Consider the following 15,498-nt stretch of genomic DNA (forward strand, 5'->3'; position numbering starts at 1 on the left):
TTGGTGATGCAAGCCCTTCTGTACCCGAGGAGAGGAAATGTAGTGAGTTGGCGAGGCTGGGCCGAAATCGGTTGCGCTTCCTTTATCGGCTGATGCCCTGGGGGAGTGGATTGTGCTGGTCACCGGGCTCCGCCGCGTTATCCTACGCAACATCTTTTCTGGAAATGAGGACTGCGGTTTGGCTACAAGCCTGTTCGATCGACTGTCGCAAATCGACGCCACCATCTTGGCCTCCGATCGGCCGCCGCTACCGCCGATAATGCGACGCGCAATTCTCCTGGCTCAAGCCGTCAACCCAGGTGAGGGGAGGGGATTCGACTGGCTCGTTCCCGAATCTACCAGCACGGCTAAGTTCATCCACCATGAGCAAGCTGCTGACTTCACCGTGTTCGTTTTCGATGACCGAAGTGTCCTCGTCGTACTCGGTACCGGCTTTTTCTACGCTGTCGCGAGCGGGAACGCTGAGTCTGTCTCGAAACTATCCGCCTGGCTGGCAAGCCATAACATCGTGACCCCAGCGCCAGGCATGCAACCAGCCACAACCAGCCAAGCTCTCCACTGAACGGCCTTCGTTTTTCTGAGGTGTGCCGGTCTAGTCGCGCCGGACTCGCGTTACTGTCACCAGCACCTCGGATGCCAGATTCGCCCACTGCTCGGGGCTGACATCAAGTGTCCCGGCGTTGAACTGTTGATCAATTTGGTCAACCAGGGTGGTGATGGATGCTTCAGTAGAGGCGGCCTGTAACGCCTCCAAAGCATCCTCAAAGTCGCAGAAGGCTAGTGTGGCCATTGGGGCATCCTTGAGTGATGATGCCAAGATAGCGCCTGCGTCGGTGTGGCAGAACCCATTGCTGCTGGAGCTGCGGCCGACTAGTTCGACCGCGTGTGGCCGGCTAAGCTGCTCTGGTCATCCTCACAACCAAGCCGTCACCTTTTGCCACCAGCTCTTGTCCTTCTTGTGGCGGATATGGGTCCGCGCGGCCAGTTTGCCCTGGTAGCTGCGGCAAGTGCCGTGAAGCGTCTTGCCCTTAGCGGTCTTAACGAGCACGCGATCCCCCTGTTTGTGCCCAACGCACGCGGCGAGCGCTGCAGCACTAGGGGCAGGGCCACGGTCCCTGGCGGCCTGGCCTGCAATTGCTGGGGCGGCGAAAACCGCCGCGTACCCGGCAAGGGTTAGGCAGAGTGTGAGGTGCGTCGGGGAGAGCCGCTTCATGATGGGCGTAGTCCTTGGTCAGGTTCGAAGTCATCAAGCGTGATGTTCGAGCGTACGCTTCGCAACTCAAAACATATCGTCGGAATTCTGCCGTAAGGGTGAGTTGACTGCGGAGCATGTTGGTTGGTGCTCCACTGCGTAGCCAGCTCGAAAAATGAGATAGGGATTAATCGTTTTTACTTTTGACAGTGCCTAGTGCTTCCTTCTGAGCTGTGAGCACAGAGCAGCGAGCAACACTTTGCTCGATTGAAGTTACTCTAATGATGACCCCCCGATCGGACATTGCACTAAGTTCACTAGAAACGCACGGTGATTTCTGAGACGCTTTTATGATCTGCTCAGGCGTCGCTGAGCAGAATTTTGCCTCACGATCATATGACGACCAAACTGCGGTCCCAACAAAAATAATTACGCCAAGACCAAGCAATACTTTTTTAATCACAGAAGTTTGAACCTCATGAATTCAGGCCTCGAACAGGCTCAGTAGCCGTTCAGTGCCATTAACGATTTACTGCAGGGGGCGAGTATACATTGCTATCGTTCTGATGGATCAATGCACGCGCTTGACCACTATGACAACACTTACGATGTGGTCACTGAGGTGCTGGTACGGGTCAAGAGCTATCCGTTCACCGATTTTACCCAGCCGGGTCGTGCCTAGGTGCTGACTCCAGAGATCCGTGATCTTGATGGCGCTGCCGGCTGTTACTTCGGAGGTGTTCCCGCGCATCCCAATATACGAAGCCGAGCTGGTGATCAAAACTTCACCGTCTTGGGTGATCCTTGGGGTGATGTCCCCTTCAAAGCCGATCGGCACCATCTTTTTTTGTGGCTTGCCGCCGGCAACCCCGCTCAGGACCTCGTGAGTCTTCGGGCGGGAATAGTGGATGTTCTCCCCACTTCCCACGTAGGCCGTCATGTGCTGCACGACTTTTCCATCAACCATGACTTCGGTATTCACCTGCAGACGATCAGCAGCTTGTAGCAAGGGCGACACCAGGGCGAGTGCGATTGCACTCAGGAAAACTGATTTGTTCATTCTCGATCTCGGTGGTTGGAATGGAAATCTCACGCCAGGCGCATCCAGCTCGGTGCCTGTCCCCAAGGAACATAACGGCTGGATCTTGCTTTCACACAGCGTTCTACTCCGGCTCCCACGCCTTCCGCTTGTGCATGTGCCTGGTGGCGAATCGCAACGGCCAGCCCATGTAGCTGAGCAGCCAACGGCCAAACCAGGATTTCCCGTGGGTCCAGCGATCGAGCGTCTTGAGCTCATCGAGACACCGCACACCAGATTCTCGTTCGTCCTTCAGGCTGTCTTCAAAGGCAAACCAAGGTTTCAATCGGTTCTGGTACCGCTCTGGAACCTTCAGGGCTAGAACATTCGCCGCCGTGAATGTCCCTTCGACGACATCGAGTCCGGTCAGGGGGCTTCCATATGTCGAGAGCTCAAACCCGAATGCCATGTAGAACCGATTACGCTGCTCTCTGGCGGCAACAGTCTTGGCATCGACCTCGGACAGGCTGCCCGGGTCAATGGTGTAGTCGAGAACGTCGTGCTTCTGTAGCCACGTGATCACGCAGGCCATCAGAGCTGGGCCAAGGCCAATACCGCGCTTGTTCATGATCAGCTGGCCGGTTGGGCCGAACTTCACTTGTTTGGTTTGGTGGCAAACCGTGACCGACACTTGGTTGTGCCAGGTGTGGAATATGGAGCCACTCGCCCCACGATGCGCGGCCCGCGCCCGGAAGAACTCAAACTCACCCTGCGGACCGCTATGCAGAGTTGTGCGGGTGTATTCGGTCACTACCGGAATGACCTCTCGGCGGTGACCAATTTGGTGCTCGAACACAAACAGATCTTTGAGGTGACAGCACTGCTCGAGCTGGTTAGAGGCATACTTCAGTGACACCTGGGCTCCTTAGCCTGCGGGCAAAAAGATGAGTATCTGACGACGTCAGTCGATCAGCATGGTGACTCGGTCAGTGGGTGCCGGCTGGCAATTGAATCCCATGCTCGGCTTCCATCTCAGCTTTGAAGCGCTCGGCCTTGGCCTTGCTGGAGAAGCTGTACAACACAGGATCTTCTGCTGGGTTGGAGTGCGTATCTTCCACAATCCATGGCTTCTTGGTGCTGGCTTCACACTTGCGAAGGTTGAACCGGACCGGGTCGGCTGGACGAATCCACTGCTCTTGATCGTGACTCCATACGACGGCATCGCTGGCTTCACATTTCTTCCAGCAGCGGCCGTTGAGGTACTCGCCGGCGTCGTTCTGATGCTCGGTGGCCACAAGGCCGGTGTCCTCGCAAACCATGCATACATGTTGTTTGAACAAAGGGGCATGGACTGCGCCGATGATATTGCTGATGCCGCCTGCGTGTTGAAGTTGAGTATTCATCTTGAATGATCCTGGGTTGGGTGTCGTTTGAGCAGAGGTTGAAGCGGTTTTGCCCGTGCCAGAACCCTTGTCTGAAAGTTAAGGCATGCAGGCCGACGATCCTCTTCACGCCCTAGGTCGGAGGTCGACGTGCGCCAGGGGGTAGCATCAGATTACCTTTACCCTCCCTCAAAAACCGGGTCGTATTTCCTCCATCGCGCCCCCCAAAAATGCCAGGCGATCAACGCCGCGCGGCCATGAGAAGATGATTTACCCCAAAGCTAAAATTTTTTAGCCAGAGCTCCGAGCAGCAGAATTCCGCAGTTATGTTTTGGATTGCTAGGAATCGGGGATATCGACACACTCTCGAAAGATTGTCGAACAATTAAAAATCGACAACAACGGGAGCTTCTAAATGCGACAAGTAAAGGGCGGGAAGGGTGCGCGGTTCTGGCGTCCCCGGGGTATGCACACATTCGCTGTGGTTGCTGCCATTCTCTGGTCAGGTCTGGTACCAGCGCAGACCTGGAAAGGCATCAGGATTTCTGGAAGTGGGGCTAGCGGCTGGCAGCCAGTGGTATGCGACAACTCTGGGGGAGGGTGGCGGTCATGCGAAATGCCTATCAACCTTGAGTTAATAGCCAATCCCGTTTCGCTGCCGGCTACGGGCCAGGTGGCCACCATCACCGCAAGATTGACTGACTATTACGGTGTTGGATTGGGTGAAGGCATCAACGTTCAGTGGACAACTACTAGCGGGTCACTTAGCGCTGCACAGTCCGAAACTAACGAAGACAGTGTTGCAACGGTGCAGCTCCGCTCATCGAACGTCATCGGCAACGCCACGGTGACGGCGATTACATCTGAGGACGGCGGCACCGGCCAGATCATCATTCCTTTTACGGATCAGTGGATACCTATTGCGCCCTTGTACACAGCCTGGGCCGACTATGGTGGGCCCTACAACTGTAGTCCGTGGACGCCTGATGCCTCTACCGTCACATCCGGTTCGTCGTTCACGCAGAGCGCGACCTGCTCGCAAAATCAGATTGCTTACAGACAGGATCGTGAACAGAGCAGTGTCTCCGGAGCTGTTCGGAACGTAGGTGGTGCTCAGCCCCTCTACCAAACCATACAGGTCACGCGTACGCAAAGTGCAGTCGGAACCAAGCCTGCAGATGTATCTATTGGAGGGGACCCTGAAGCGTCCTACTACGGTATGTCTAACAACAGGGTCGACGTCAACATGGCGTTCAATTACGACTTGTCGCTGCCTAGCGGCGGATCGACAAGTGCTTTCATGATCAGCGGTTACGGGATTGAGGTCAGGAAAATATCCGACACGCGATACCAATTTGTCGTTCAGCGTACCGGTACTTTCACTAGTACGGTTAGGTTTACGGCAACCAATGGGGGCGCAACTGTGTTTAAAGACGTCAATGTAAGGATCCAGGTTTACTACTCCGGAGGTGGTCACTAGGTTTAAGCGAGCTGCAATCTCAGCCTCGAACCAGTGAGGCTGAGTTCTTTTAGCTTGGGTTTGCCTCGCCCATTTCAGATACTGCAGCCCTTAGCGGCTGCTTCAGAATGCTGATGCACGATCTGGCAGCCGATCGGCTCTGCAGTAATGATCTAGCCTTCCGAGCTCTAGGGTAGGGACATACACGGTCTCCTCCCGCCCACACAGTCTTCCTTCGTCGTCACGTAAATCTCTGTAGATCCCCTTGCGTTCTTGATCTAGGTCGAGGTGCATTCGCGGCTGGCTAGCGGCCGGGGACCCGTACTCTGGAACGTCTGGCCACCTGGATCGGTAAACGTTGTCACCGATGCTTGACCACATGCTCATCAGGTCGCTGACAAAATCATAGTCTCGGTCAACGAGGCTGTAGCGCACGGTGTGCGTCAGTATCCGATCGCGGTGAAGGCTCCAGCGTGTGACAACCGTGAAGTTCTCAGGGATTGACTCACGCTCAACCAAGAAGCCCAGGATGGCTTTCTGGCCTTGCTTACGGCAAGCCACGCGATAGTCCTTGTTTGGCCAGGGCCTGCGAACGGTGAGGTCTATCCCGTTCTGCAGGCTTAAGTCCAGCTCCGTACAGGAGACGTCAACCAGGTCTAACGCTTTAACGCTCTGCGGCACGATGAAATGCGGCGTGAGATGAATCAGTCCCATGTGACCAGCTCCCCTAATACGCCGGTAGGGCCCGGCACTACAGGGAGATTAAAGGGGGCGGAACAGATCGCCTATCCGAAACCTAGCCACAGAATTCATCAGGCTAGTGAACCCTCAGTCTTTCCACCGACTTCGTACCAATCAAGGAACTGATGGAATGCTACGTCCGGCCCATGTTTCCTGATGCCATAGCGAATGATCATGCCGGCATCGCCTTTCAGCGCCTCGAGCCCGATGCTGCAGCCATCTCCCGCGAGGGTGAGGCTTGTTGCCCCGCGTTGCTCGTGGAGATCGATGCTCTCCATCGCCTCCTCGAAATTCGAAGTTGGCCATTCAAGGCAGAGCTCTTCGCTCTCACCTGGGGGGATGCCAACGACCGTATAGCCTGGGAGGTAGGTTGCCTCCATGTCGTGAGGCGTGGCTAGTCGACCAAGCTGACGCGCGCCGCGGTACCAGTCCTTGACTTTGCGGACTTGGTATTCAGTCTCGCGTCGCAGGTCTGCCTTATCAGGCTCTACCAGCTCCCAGGCTTCGTGGCGGAGAACGGTGACGTTCAGCGGACGGCTTCTGTGCAGAGTAAAGTAGTCATCCTCAAGCTCGGGCGTCCATCCATACTGCAGGTGGCAGATCTGGCCATCGTCCAAGGCAGGGGCGCTCACCCAATATTCGTGAACTGAGATGCAGTGTTCTTCCCATCCAGGCAAGTCGTTACACACGAGCTGTCGAGCAACCTCGAGAAGCTTACCAGGCTGGGTGTGCCCATAGGCAAAGAAGCTCTCGAAACCACGGTCCAGGCCACCCCATCCGAACTCGCGAAGCACCAAGCCGTCGATCACCATGCTGTTGCTGGGAAGGAATGATGTTGGACCGATATAGGCGTCATGCACCTTGCGCTTTTTCAGCACCCGACTGCAGGTCTGGCAGGTCACTGCTCCGCCGGCGTCGCGTAGAGATTCGAGGTCACTGTTGAGGGGTACTGGCCGTCCGCACAAGGTGCGCGTCATATCTCCATCGGTCGCGTGCGTCGTGGATGGTACACCAGGACCTACTTGTCTCTGGCAGAAGTAGCTGAGGATGGGGTTTTTCAAAACTTAGAAGCTCCGCGGTCGTTGGGCCAACCTCGGTTGGCCTATACGAATATACGTTCTACATCGCGGGGGCTGAAGCCAAAGCGGGTGCGCGGAATTCCGATATTGCCACTGTACTCATCGATCTCGGGGTTGCGCTCCTTTCACCGGCAACTAGCAGCGCTTAGGTCCGGGAGAGGGGTTCACCGTTGGAGCGAGCGATCGAAGGAAGATCAATGCTGATTGGAACGCCTGGGCGGGCATCATTGAGCAGTTTAAAAACATGGGCACGAGTCTTGGGCCCGTAGTCTCGCTCGATTGCGCGAAGGATCAAGCGACCGTTTAGAGGTCCAAGAAGCCAGGCAACTACAATCCCCAGTCCAAATGCGGCCAAGGCGTAAGCCAGGGTATACCAGCCGCCACCTACGTACTCCTTGACATAGTCATGGGCAACACTTGCCACTGCCGCAGTTGCCAGTACTGGGGCAATCACGGTCCTTAGGTCGTTGCCCAGCGCCAGAGCTACGTTTCGCAGGACTACCTGCTTCGATTTCTCGGCCATCTTCATTTCCTAACCTTTCCTTTGGAATGTGCTCAAATCCAATCGGAGCCTAACGCCTTCTTGGTGACTGAGCTAGCCAAAATGGGATCACAGATTCCTACCGCGGTTTGAGCAGGAACCCGTCGCGGTTCTAGCTGACAGGTAATGGAGAATCTATTCACCGATGCCCCAAATGCTGGCCGATACACAGAGCGGTATGTCGGATCCGACTCTGACCGTTTCTGTATCTCGTATTCAGCCGTTATCCTGTCATTCTCCGTAGGCCCTCTGGTCGCACGGCCCACCCTCTGTTGAAGACTGGACACACCCAACCTATGCCATGGATCAACCCCGAAGAACGCCTCCCAATCGCTGGTGCATCTGTGAACTGCCAGCTGCGCCATTGCGGTACCGGCGGGCTTCTGACGCAACGCCTGGTGAAGGTCGATGAGAGCGATTGTGTATGGCGTGACCCTGATGGGTATGAGTTGAGCTATGACTGGAGCGTTGTCCAGTGGGAGGACAACTCTATAGCCGCCGACGGGCCAATCCCTGTCGGAAAATTGCTGTTGGTGCGCAATGCCCTCACTCATGACGGATTGCCCTATGTGGTGCGTGATTCAGACCAGTTCTGGAGCTTCGTCCGAACCACCTCGGCAGTGATCTCAACCGCGCTCGCAACCGTGTTCAACTCGCAAACGGGAACCCTGGTGATGGGGAAGAACCGTACCTGGACCTTTGAGGTCACTGGGGTCGAGCCCTGGGAGCAATACTCAGCGGCATTGATGAAACGGCATGATAAGTCCATGCAGGCGGGAGTAATTGCTGCCTGGTGCGCTTTGTTGAGCCTACACCAACGATTCTGCCCGGTCGGGCATGTCGAGCCTGAGGCGATTGCTTTCGCCGACTACATCACCTCGACCGCGTATAAAGCGGCGGATGCCAGCCCCGAAGCGGTTCAGCGCTGGGATGAGTTTCAGGCTTGGGCTTCGACAGTTGAGGGGGCCATCGCGGGATTGAATGGGAGCGAACCCTGTGTGCAAGACCCTTGGGCAGGTGTCGTGGTGTCTACTCTGCCGCCCGTGCCAGGTCTCAAGCACCTTTCAGCCCTTCAGCTGGCCGCTTGCTATGAATGCGAAACGGTTGTCACCAGCGGTAAGGCGTATTCCTGCATTGGCCAATATCACACTGTCCCGTGCCAGGATGATGTGAGTGAGGCCCTTGAGCTTGATGATCGCGGCCTCGGATCGTTTAGCGAGATTTTTCGGTGTGGTGGAGTTGAACGGCGCTTCCGGGTGTATGCTCAAGAGGGGCAGGTGGTTCTTAGTCTGATGCCTGGTACCTCGCCTTCCCTTCAATGAGATAGGCAAGCCGCACATCGAGCCGCCCTAGGCGGCTTTTTGATGTCCGGTGCGCCTAGCTGATTCCGCTGAGCCTGGCCGGGCTTGATAATCCCGGCCGGGACTCGACCCAGTCTGCAACTGGAGGTATCAGCCAGCACGACTCTCATTGGGGGTAGGCGTTGGAGATGCAATCAGCGTGCGGAGGATCGCGGCAGCGATTAGGCCAGGGATCACTGCGCCAACGACCATGGCCATACGAATCAGGTCATCTTGTAGGCCCATGCTCCGCAGATGGTCCGCCCCTGGGGCAATCCAGATCATCAACCCGGCCGCTACGATCAGGCAGATGAAGTTGCTCATGCGATAAAGGAAGTCGCGAATACGTTCGTTCGTTTTCATGTAAGAGGTCTCTGGGTCGACACGGGATGCGTCGAAGAGACTCTACGGTCCTTTGCACAATCGGCCTAACCAAAACAGCATGGTCTTTTTCGCAGGAGTCCGTCAGAAACGGGGGGCTTTAGAGGGGTTATTAGGGGAGGGGAGCAGCTGGCTTGGAAGATCAACGCCTAGGGCCGCACATTGTGCAGTGCGGCCCAGTCATCGTGCGTAGAGGGATTACACCGCCTTGGCCAGTACCTCGGTGGCGCCCTGTGCAGACTTGAACGCGGCGCGCAGGTTGGCCAAGGACAGCGCCAACTCTTTCAGGTCGAAGTCAGCCGCGCTGAGCTTGAGGGTGATGCTCAAGTCTTCCGGAGCAGCTTCCATGATGGGCAGGGCATTCTCCAGCTGATCAGCCAGCTGCACGAGCACCGGTGCGGCCACATCCAGATCCTTGCGACCGTACAGGGCTGCTGGAGCTGCACCGGTGGACTTGGACGTGATCTTGTTGGAACCGTTGCGCTGAGCTTTCTCGAGCTGCTCCTTCATGTGAACCACCGTATCCTGTCCCTTGGCCTTGCACTGGCGGTCGGCGCTGAGGGCGCGGGTTACAGAGACCTGGCCGTTGCCAACCATCTCCCGCACCTCTTCTGGGACGTCCAGCAGCGCGAGCATCTTGCGGACGTGGCGCTCATTACGGTGGGTCTCTAGAGCGATTTGTTCAGCTGAATAGTCGTGCACGTTCACCAGCTCGCTATAGGCCTTAGCCAGGTCGAGAGGAGAAACCGCCACGCTGAAGCTATCGACGCATTGACGAACCACCTCTTTGGCGCGGCCGCCGTCAACCTGGACCACCCACACACGTTTGATGCCGGCGCCTTCACTGTTGGCGAGGAGGAGCGCCTGGTAGCTGGTGAAACCAAGGACCACGCGCAGCTTTCCGTTGGTTGGGGCGACACCCAGTGGTTTCACATAGTCGCCTGCCAGGTAAGCATCAGCAATGCTGCGGATCTGCTCCTGATCGAACTCACTGCGAATCGATTCTTCGACATTGCATTGGAGGAGGGCCACCGGCATCTCAAAGGCATTGTTGCGCTTTGGGTCGAAGTCCTGGCCAAGCTCATTTTTGTCGATCAACTTCTTGGCGGTGTCGTGCATGTTGCGCAGAGAGTTGCAGCTTGCCAGAGCAGTTTTGGCGGCTTCGGTGAAGAGGTCGAGGGTGGCGTTTTGGTTGGTCATGATCTGTAGCTCCATTTAAGTTGATGGAGCCATCTTCAAGCGGATTGAGATGTGGCAGAACCACATCACTCGAAAAAAAATCGTGCCTAATCGGTTCTCCATTCCCTCAACAAGATTCTGAAATGCGAGTACCTGAGCGATCGCCCAGGGCTATAAAGCTGGGCCCTGGGGCGATGCCGGCTGGCGCTGACTTAGGCAGCCAGATCGATGCCCGGCGAGTCAATTGCATGTTCAGGAGCACGGGCCGGCTTTTTGTGACTGCGTAGGAGATTTGAAATGCCGTGCGCTGTGTCGACCAGATACGTAGCGAAGAATACGCAAGCGATCATCCCAGACATACCGATTAAGCGCCCCGGCATGGACGACAGCTGAAAGCCGGCTATACCGAAGGCGACCGCTGCGGTGGTCAGCATCACCGCATAGATATCCACTCGTCTCCGAATGGTCTTCAGCTCCGATGGAGAGGCTTTAGCATATGGATGGGGGAGGTAACGGCGACTAGGCGCGTCCATTCTTTGTTCGTTCCGAAGGGTCATTTAATGGTGGCGGGGTGCAGCATCGCAATATGGTGAGTGGCAGGAATACCACGGCTGGCCCGAGAGTATGGCACCCCTGAATAGGCTATCGCCATCCCGTGACGTTAATGATGGTACCTAGGATTCGGCCTTGGGATTGGCCTGATCCAGCCCCCGACGTCTTAAGTGCCGCGGGATAATGGGGGTGGTCAAGGCGGCTTCTAGCGAAAGGCCGGCGCTCATCCGTCGACGCACAGTGCTCGCGCTCACTCCCCAAAGCTTGGCCAACTCCTTGATAGATCCTCGAGTGCCCTGTACTTCCTGAATCCCTTCTTGACGTCGTTTTTCAACGGCAAGTCGTAGTGCAGCTGTTGCAGCAGGAGGAAAATACCCGCGTCGTTGCTCATAGCTGCGCTGACGACTCAATGACTTGTTACCGGGCACCCACTCAAGAGGCGGCATAATTTCTAGCATTGCCTTTAGGGATCCCCAGCTAATATTCAGGACCTCGCAGACCTCATTCCTTGACCACCCCCTACTGGCAGCCTCGGTGATGAACATTTCCGTCTCGCTGACAACGCTTTTACCTTTTCCCTGGCCGGCCGCTGCTGATTTAGGCAATTGGCATTGCCCTGGACCAAGCGTAAATGAACTGTTAGTCGTCATCGTCCTTCTCCACTTCCACCGTCGGCGGGCCAGGTTTTTCGAGAGTGGTGCCAGCTTATTGCGCCTATCCGCGTGCCAGAAGCGGCGATGCCGGCTTTGGATGTTGCTTTGGCCCCCTATGGGAGCATTCGGACCAGTAGAAGAGGGCAGGCCGAACATCCCAACTATACGGTCGGCGTTGATAGGCAAAAAGCCAAAACTGGGGGTCGGATTTCGATTCCGGGATGCGCCAAGCCTGAACAGCCTATCGCTGTAGGATTGTCCGGACTTTATCGGGTGGTATCATTCAGGTCGGCTGCTCCAGGCTATTTGTTCTCTCAGTTTGGCACCGACCCCTGTCGCCAATCGACACCATCCACCTCCTGGCCTGCACATGAAAATCAAGCCTCAATATTTTCACTTCACTGTGATGGCAGTCTTCCTGATCGCCGGCGCGGCCTTGTTTTTCGCTGGGCAAAAGGCTCTTTCCGGATTCTTCGCCATGGGCACAGTAGTAGCCGCGGCGCATTGGAAAGCGTCCAAGGTTGGGCTGATCGACCGCTGACACTATGTTCTAGAGCAGTTGATGGTGACCATTAGGTCGTTCTGTGCGCAACATTTGCCGTCGCGAATCCTCGCCGGACCTTTTCAAGGGCAGTGGGCAACTCCCCTGCTGCGCGGTTGAATTGATGAGTTCGGCGGTTACCCTGAACTCACCGTCGCTCACCTTTTTGGTGTGCTGGCCAACCTCTCATTAGCCGGGTCGAGCCCTGGAACACCGGTATCTGGAAACCAATACATGCTTCACTTTGTTACGCACTCTTCAGATGCATCCAAGCCATACTGCCTGCTCACTGCAATTACGGTCATGGCCCTAGCTGCGAAAATCCATGGCACCGACAAAGCTGTAATGAAGGCGGGTTATCGGATGCTGGCTCGGCTGAAGCCCCAGTATGTGCCAGTAGTTTTGAGGATCATGAATGCTCCAGCGCCGCTGGCTCACATGAACCAATTTGTGGCCACCTTGCCGGATCATATCCTCACGATGAAACTGACAACTTCAGCACGCCCGTTACAAAATGCTGGCTGAAGCCGGCCCACGGCCGTCTTCCCGGGTTTCTTGAAAGGAATTACCGCATGAACAAACACGACGTTCGTGATGCTGGTCAGGGCCTGGCATACATCACTGACTGCACCCTGGCGACAGTTAGTGACTTGGCAGCTAAAGCTCGTCCGCCGAAGTACGAGCTCAAGAGACAGATCAGCATTGCTCAGCAGGCCATCGACTGGATGGATCGCTTTGGCGTGGACTATTCCAAGACTCGCGCAGCTGATGTGAGAGCTGGTGGCGGCAAGGTCGAGGATTGGGCTGCCCAGTTCAAGCAGCAAATCTGAGGTTCCGGACTGCGTTGCCCTGGCACCCGGTGGAACGGTTGCTCTCGGCATGAGCGTTGTGGCTTCTATGAATTTGAGGATCTGAAATTGAATATTGGGCAACTGCATCAGTACCTGGGTGAACTGATCAAAGCTGGCATCGATCCGCGTCTCCCAGCAGTCCTGCCTGGCAAAAGTCCCGACGATGATCTCCCCCAAGAGCTTTGCATGGCGATGATTATCGAAGGGCGTTTCCAGGTAGACCCGGCTCCTTTAGCCAAGGGTTACACCGAGGATGAAGGTCGCGCATTGATGCTGTCTGGTGTCGGTTACGACACTGGTGTCTTGGAAGAGACGCACCGCACTGAATGGCCGCCTGTTGACGCACCTCAGCCGGATAGGCTGGTAAGGACCAGGCATGAGCTTTGATCAACCAGCAGCTGGCTTTGGCTCTGAGGGGCTGCAGCTGCCTTCCTTCAAAAAGCCTATCCCGCGGGATGATGTTTTGTCCGTATGGGCGTCGTTCGGCTACGGCGACACGCGTGCCTTCATCGCTGAAAACCATGGTATGAGCGTACAAAAGGTATCGGCAATCCTGGCGGTACCGTTGCCGGCCGATTGGAAAGAATCTGTCAGCCAACTCCGGTCGAGCTGGAAGTAATTTGCTTAGGGGTAATTATGTCGCGGTCATGCGCAGCGGTAGATTTCGAGGATGGTCGTAGGCTCTACCTCATTTTTGATAACACGGTTGATATGGCCTACCGGCCTCTATTCGCAACGGCTAAGGCAGCCTGGGCCTGGTACGAGGCTGGATTACTCGACTTTGCTGAGCCAGCCAATGCTGCCGGTACCGAGCTCCCTGTCACATTGACGAAGGACCTCCACTACGACGGCAGCGAGCGATGGCAATTCGGATCTCGTGCCTCCGCTGAAGCGATGTGGCTTACAGGTCCACGTAGTAGGGATGAGGTTTATCTGGAATCTCTTTCGAACGAAGAGCCGTACGGCGGGTATTTTTCGTCATAGCCTAATTGATCTTTGTGCGCTCATGCCACGTGCCCATTGCGGGTGTACGGGGCAAGCTGGCGCGCCATCAATGTCCATGTAAGGAGACAAACCGTGCCACTGAATGAATCCAACCAAGCCAAGTTTGATGAACTGCACAAGCAAATTTTTGACTCGATCCGAGCGGACCATGAAGAACGATGGAAGCAAACATTCGGTTTCGGCAAGACGCGTATGCCTGTGCAAGGCATTTTCGTTATGACTGGCCCGCATGGCGGATCGGTTCTCGGCTCAATTGGTTGGGTTGCCCAGGTTCGCCTCAAACAGGGGCTATTCGGGTCAGATAACTACATTTTATGTCACGCAGGTAAGGGCGAAGGCGGATGGCTGATGCAGCATTCGAACAACCATTTCTTTCCGCTCACTACCGCGGAAATTGAGCAAGTCCGCCCGTACTTTTCTGACTGTCTGCCAGACAACGAAACCTTCCCCAAGGGAATCCACCTGGGTAGCGAGGAAACACGGATGATTGGGTTCATCGTCGAGCCTCCTGAAGGTTTTGAAACCCGAGGCGGGGAGGGGGCACGGATGCGAATGACTACCGTTGGCCCAGACGGAAAAAAGTCAGTGACGGATACCGTGTTTCTGTAAAAGCGACCTCAGCTGTACCCAAGCCCCGGCCGCACCCGGGGCTAAGGCCGTAGAGAGGGAACAACTGCGCTTAAGGGAGAGAGGCCCGTATGCAATACCACGCACCGAGTAAGCAATTCACCGTTTCTCTGGACGGTCTTCAGGGCAGTGCCTCCGCCCTGCGTCATGCCATCAAGATGATTCGGAAAACAGCTGGATTTCCGCTAGAAGGTGGCGAGCGTCCGCTCAAAATGTCTGATGCTTGCCATGCAGAGCAATCGATTCTTGACGCGGCCCGAATCCTGGGCATCGACCTGGGCGCGACCCGGGCAGGCCAGCTGGACGTCCGAGGCGCTGAATAGCCTGATCCCATCCATCCCCAGGCCGAGGGCCGACACCATGGGTCCCGCATGTTGTTAGAGGAGCGTCGTCATGACGAAGCTGGAGACTACCCTACTGAACCTTGCGTATCAGCACCTGGCCGGCCTGTCCTGCTTGTATGAGCTGGGTAACGGGAAAGTCCGCACAGAAGATCAGGAAAGCTTCATGCAGATCAATGCTGCGCTCGATGCGTTGCTAGAACCCTGCCATCTGCCTGACAGTGGGATGAGCGAGGAAGCGGTGACTCGCATGTCGGATCTAAAAGCTAGGCGCGCCACCCTCGTGCCAGGCCTCAAGGTTATGGCAAATGCTGTCGCGAACTGGGCTAAGTCCGAGCAGCTTGTTCGAAAGGCCTACCTTTTTGGTAGCCGAGTCCGCGGCACGAACTCTCCGGATAGCGACCTGGACGTGGCTGTTGAGATTGCCGCGCTCGAGGGCGACAGCTGCGCTTTTACGACCTGGACTGCTGAAGCACAACGACTCAAGGCGTCGATAGCCGGAATTGTTCCTGTGATCATCGATCTTGATTGGTACGGTGGAGAGGAGGATACGCCCTGCATCCATCAAGCGTTAAAGCAGTCAAGCGTGTTGGTCTATGACACCGAAGCCGAATGA

Annotated in this window: 22 protein-coding genes; 10 read left to right on the plus strand and 12 right to left on the minus strand. The window is 56.1% G+C overall.

Annotation, left to right across the window (positions count from 1 at the left end):
• Positions 1 to 592: 592 nt before the first annotated feature.
• From KY379_RS09185 to KY379_RS09205, 5 genes are all read right to left on the minus strand, one after another.
• Complete coding sequence (locus KY379_RS09185; protein WP_084851714.1) at positions 593 to 790, minus strand: hypothetical protein; 198 nt, start codon at positions 788 to 790, stop codon at positions 593 to 595.
• Positions 791 to 913: 123 nt separating this feature from the next.
• On the minus strand, positions 914 to 1,048 hold the full coding sequence (locus KY379_RS09190; protein ID WP_256592560.1) for a hypothetical protein: 135 nt from the start codon (positions 1,046 to 1,048) through the stop codon (positions 914 to 916).
• 715 nt (positions 1,049 to 1,763) lie between these two features.
• Positions 1,764 to 2,252: a hypothetical protein gene (locus KY379_RS09195; protein WP_256819923.1), complete on the minus strand. Its 489-nt coding sequence runs from the start codon at positions 2,250 to 2,252 to the stop codon at positions 1,764 to 1,766.
• Between the two features lie 103 nt (positions 2,253 to 2,355).
• Positions 2,356 to 3,126, minus strand: a complete 771-nt coding sequence (locus KY379_RS09200) for a hypothetical protein (RefSeq protein WP_084851703.1) — start codon at positions 3,124 to 3,126, stop codon at positions 2,356 to 2,358.
• Positions 3,127 to 3,196: 70 nt separating this feature from the next.
• Positions 3,197 to 3,613 (minus strand): hypothetical protein, encoded by a 417-nt coding sequence (locus KY379_RS09205; protein WP_084851702.1) that lies wholly within the window; start codon positions 3,611 to 3,613, stop codon positions 3,197 to 3,199.
• 595 nt (positions 3,614 to 4,208) lie between these two features.
• Here KY379_RS09205 and KY379_RS09210 point away from each other — a divergent pair.
• A complete protein-coding gene (locus KY379_RS09210) occupies positions 4,209 to 5,072 on the plus strand; it encodes an Ig-like domain-containing protein (RefSeq protein WP_084851701.1) in 864 nt (287 codons plus the stop codon).
• Positions 5,073 to 5,174: 102 nt separating this feature from the next.
• Here KY379_RS09210 and KY379_RS27380 read toward each other — a convergent pair whose 3' ends face one another.
• From KY379_RS27380 to KY379_RS09220, 3 genes are all read right to left on the minus strand, one after another.
• On the minus strand, positions 5,175 to 5,765 hold the full coding sequence (locus KY379_RS27380; protein ID WP_084851700.1) for a DUF6012 family protein: 591 nt from the start codon (positions 5,763 to 5,765) through the stop codon (positions 5,175 to 5,177).
• A gap of 98 nt (positions 5,766 to 5,863) precedes the next feature.
• Positions 5,864 to 6,769 (minus strand): hypothetical protein, encoded by a 906-nt coding sequence (locus KY379_RS09215; RefSeq protein WP_084851699.1) that lies wholly within the window; start codon positions 6,767 to 6,769, stop codon positions 5,864 to 5,866.
• Between the two features lie 247 nt (positions 6,770 to 7,016).
• On the minus strand, positions 7,017 to 7,400 hold the full coding sequence (locus KY379_RS09220) for a hypothetical protein (protein ID WP_084851694.1): 384 nt from the start codon (positions 7,398 to 7,400) through the stop codon (positions 7,017 to 7,019).
• 308 nt (positions 7,401 to 7,708) lie between these two features.
• On the opposite strand from KY379_RS09220, the gene KY379_RS09225 reads away from it, so the two are divergent.
• Complete coding sequence (locus tag KY379_RS09225) at positions 7,709 to 8,734, plus strand: hypothetical protein (RefSeq protein ID WP_084851687.1); 1,026 nt, start codon at positions 7,709 to 7,711, stop codon at positions 8,732 to 8,734.
• Between the two features lie 129 nt (positions 8,735 to 8,863).
• On the opposite strand, the gene KY379_RS09230 is transcribed toward KY379_RS09225, so the two are convergent.
• The 4 genes from KY379_RS09230 to KY379_RS09245 all read right to left on the minus strand — a co-directional run bounded on the left by KY379_RS09230 (position 8,864) and on the right by KY379_RS09245 (position 11,514).
• Positions 8,864 to 9,115, minus strand: coding sequence for a hypothetical protein (locus tag KY379_RS09230; protein WP_084851684.1), 252 nt, complete (start codon positions 9,113 to 9,115; stop codon positions 8,864 to 8,866).
• A gap of 216 nt (positions 9,116 to 9,331) precedes the next feature.
• Positions 9,332 to 10,333 (minus strand): ParB/RepB/Spo0J family partition protein, encoded by a 1,002-nt coding sequence (locus KY379_RS09235; RefSeq protein WP_084851682.1) that lies wholly within the window; start codon positions 10,331 to 10,333, stop codon positions 9,332 to 9,334.
• A 191-nt stretch (positions 10,334 to 10,524) separates the two neighbouring features.
• Positions 10,525 to 10,764 carry a hypothetical protein gene (locus tag KY379_RS09240; protein WP_139813978.1) on the minus strand — a complete coding sequence of 80 codons (240 nt, stop codon included), beginning with the start codon at positions 10,762 to 10,764 and terminating at the stop codon, positions 10,525 to 10,527.
• 222 nt (positions 10,765 to 10,986) lie between these two features.
• On the minus strand, positions 10,987 to 11,514 hold the full coding sequence (locus tag KY379_RS09245; protein ID WP_139813977.1) for a hypothetical protein: 528 nt from the start codon (positions 11,512 to 11,514) through the stop codon (positions 10,987 to 10,989).
• 373 nt (positions 11,515 to 11,887) lie between these two features.
• On the opposite strand from KY379_RS09245, the gene KY379_RS09250 reads away from it, so the two are divergent.
• The 8 genes from KY379_RS09250 (at position 11,888) to KY379_RS09285 (ending at position 15,498) form a co-directional block, all read left to right on the plus strand.
• On the plus strand, positions 11,888 to 12,058 hold the full coding sequence (locus KY379_RS09250) for a hypothetical protein (protein WP_158242110.1): 171 nt from the start codon (positions 11,888 to 11,890) through the stop codon (positions 12,056 to 12,058).
• Between the two features lie 234 nt (positions 12,059 to 12,292).
• Positions 12,293 to 12,583, plus strand: coding sequence for a hypothetical protein (locus KY379_RS09255; protein ID WP_084851678.1), 291 nt, complete (start codon positions 12,293 to 12,295; stop codon positions 12,581 to 12,583).
• 47 nt (positions 12,584 to 12,630) lie between these two features.
• On the plus strand, positions 12,631 to 12,888 hold the full coding sequence (locus KY379_RS09260; RefSeq protein ID WP_084851676.1) for a hypothetical protein: 258 nt from the start codon (positions 12,631 to 12,633) through the stop codon (positions 12,886 to 12,888).
• An 87-nt stretch (positions 12,889 to 12,975) separates the two neighbouring features.
• Positions 12,976 to 13,296, plus strand: coding sequence for a hypothetical protein (locus tag KY379_RS09265; protein ID WP_084851674.1), 321 nt, complete (start codon positions 12,976 to 12,978; stop codon positions 13,294 to 13,296).
• The gene (locus tag KY379_RS09270) at positions 13,286 to 13,528 is read left to right on the plus strand and encodes a hypothetical protein (RefSeq protein ID WP_084851672.1); all 243 of its coding nucleotides are present in this window, start codon (positions 13,286 to 13,288) and stop codon (positions 13,526 to 13,528) included. The genes KY379_RS09265 and KY379_RS09270 overlap by 11 nt, the downstream gene beginning before the upstream one ends.
• Positions 13,529 to 13,986: 458 nt before the next feature.
• A complete protein-coding gene (locus KY379_RS09275; RefSeq protein WP_084851670.1) occupies positions 13,987 to 14,523 on the plus strand; it encodes a hypothetical protein in 537 nt (178 codons plus the stop codon).
• 89 nt (positions 14,524 to 14,612) lie between these two features.
• Positions 14,613 to 14,864 carry a hypothetical protein gene (locus tag KY379_RS09280; protein ID WP_139813976.1) on the plus strand — a complete coding sequence of 84 codons (252 nt, stop codon included), beginning with the start codon at positions 14,613 to 14,615 and terminating at the stop codon, positions 14,862 to 14,864.
• A 70-nt stretch (positions 14,865 to 14,934) separates the two neighbouring features.
• Positions 14,935 to 15,498, plus strand: coding sequence for a nucleotidyltransferase family protein (locus KY379_RS09285; RefSeq protein WP_084851669.1), 564 nt, complete (start codon positions 14,935 to 14,937; stop codon positions 15,496 to 15,498).

It is taken from the genome of Pseudomonas sp. HD6422, assembly GCF_025377065.1.
Classification (GTDB): Bacteria; Pseudomonadota; Gammaproteobacteria; order Pseudomonadales; family Pseudomonadaceae; genus Aquipseudomonas; species Aquipseudomonas putida_U.

What these genes read in the sequence shown, in the direction of transcription:
- KY379_RS09185 (WP_084851714.1), bottom strand. Translation starts at nt 790, where the DNA reads ATGGCCACACTAGCCTTCTGCGACTTTGAGGATGCTTTGGAGGCGTTA.
- KY379_RS09195 (WP_256819923.1), bottom strand. Translation starts at nt 2,252, where the DNA reads ATGAACAAATCAGTTTTCCTGAGTGCAATCGCACTCGCCCTGGTGTCG.
- KY379_RS09205 (WP_084851702.1), bottom strand. Translation starts at nt 3,613, where the DNA reads ATGAATACTCAACTTCAACACGCAGGCGGCATCAGCAATATCATCGGC.
- KY379_RS09210 (WP_084851701.1), top strand. Translation starts at nt 4,209, where the DNA reads ATGCCTATCAACCTTGAGTTAATAGCCAATCCCGTTTCGCTGCCGGCT.
- KY379_RS27380 (WP_084851700.1), bottom strand. Translation starts at nt 5,765, where the DNA reads ATGGGACTGATTCATCTCACGCCGCATTTCATCGTGCCGCAGAGCGTT.
- KY379_RS09215 (WP_084851699.1), bottom strand. Translation starts at nt 6,769, where the DNA reads ATGACGCGCACCTTGTGCGGACGGCCAGTACCCCTCAACAGTGACCTC.
- KY379_RS09220 (WP_084851694.1), bottom strand. Translation starts at nt 7,400, where the DNA reads ATGAAGATGGCCGAGAAATCGAAGCAGGTAGTCCTGCGAAACGTAGCT.
- KY379_RS09225 (WP_084851687.1), top strand. Translation starts at nt 7,709, where the DNA reads ATGCCATGGATCAACCCCGAAGAACGCCTCCCAATCGCTGGTGCATCT.
- KY379_RS09230 (WP_084851684.1), bottom strand. Translation starts at nt 9,115, where the DNA reads ATGAAAACGAACGAACGTATTCGCGACTTCCTTTATCGCATGAGCAAC.
- KY379_RS09235 (WP_084851682.1), bottom strand. Translation starts at nt 10,333, where the DNA reads ATGACCAACCAAAACGCCACCCTCGACCTCTTCACCGAAGCCGCCAAA.
- KY379_RS09245 (WP_139813977.1), bottom strand. Translation starts at nt 11,514, where the DNA reads ATGACGACTAACAGTTCATTTACGCTTGGTCCAGGGCAATGCCAATTG.
- KY379_RS09250 (WP_158242110.1), top strand. Translation starts at nt 11,888, where the DNA reads ATGAAAATCAAGCCTCAATATTTTCACTTCACTGTGATGGCAGTCTTC.
- KY379_RS09255 (WP_084851678.1), top strand. Translation starts at nt 12,293, where the DNA reads ATGCTTCACTTTGTTACGCACTCTTCAGATGCATCCAAGCCATACTGC.
- KY379_RS09260 (WP_084851676.1), top strand. Translation starts at nt 12,631, where the DNA reads ATGAACAAACACGACGTTCGTGATGCTGGTCAGGGCCTGGCATACATC.
- KY379_RS09270 (WP_084851672.1), top strand. Translation starts at nt 13,286, where the DNA reads ATGAGCTTTGATCAACCAGCAGCTGGCTTTGGCTCTGAGGGGCTGCAG.
- KY379_RS09280 (WP_139813976.1), top strand. Translation starts at nt 14,613, where the DNA reads ATGCAATACCACGCACCGAGTAAGCAATTCACCGTTTCTCTGGACGGT.
- KY379_RS09285 (WP_084851669.1), top strand. Translation starts at nt 14,935, where the DNA reads ATGACGAAGCTGGAGACTACCCTACTGAACCTTGCGTATCAGCACCTG.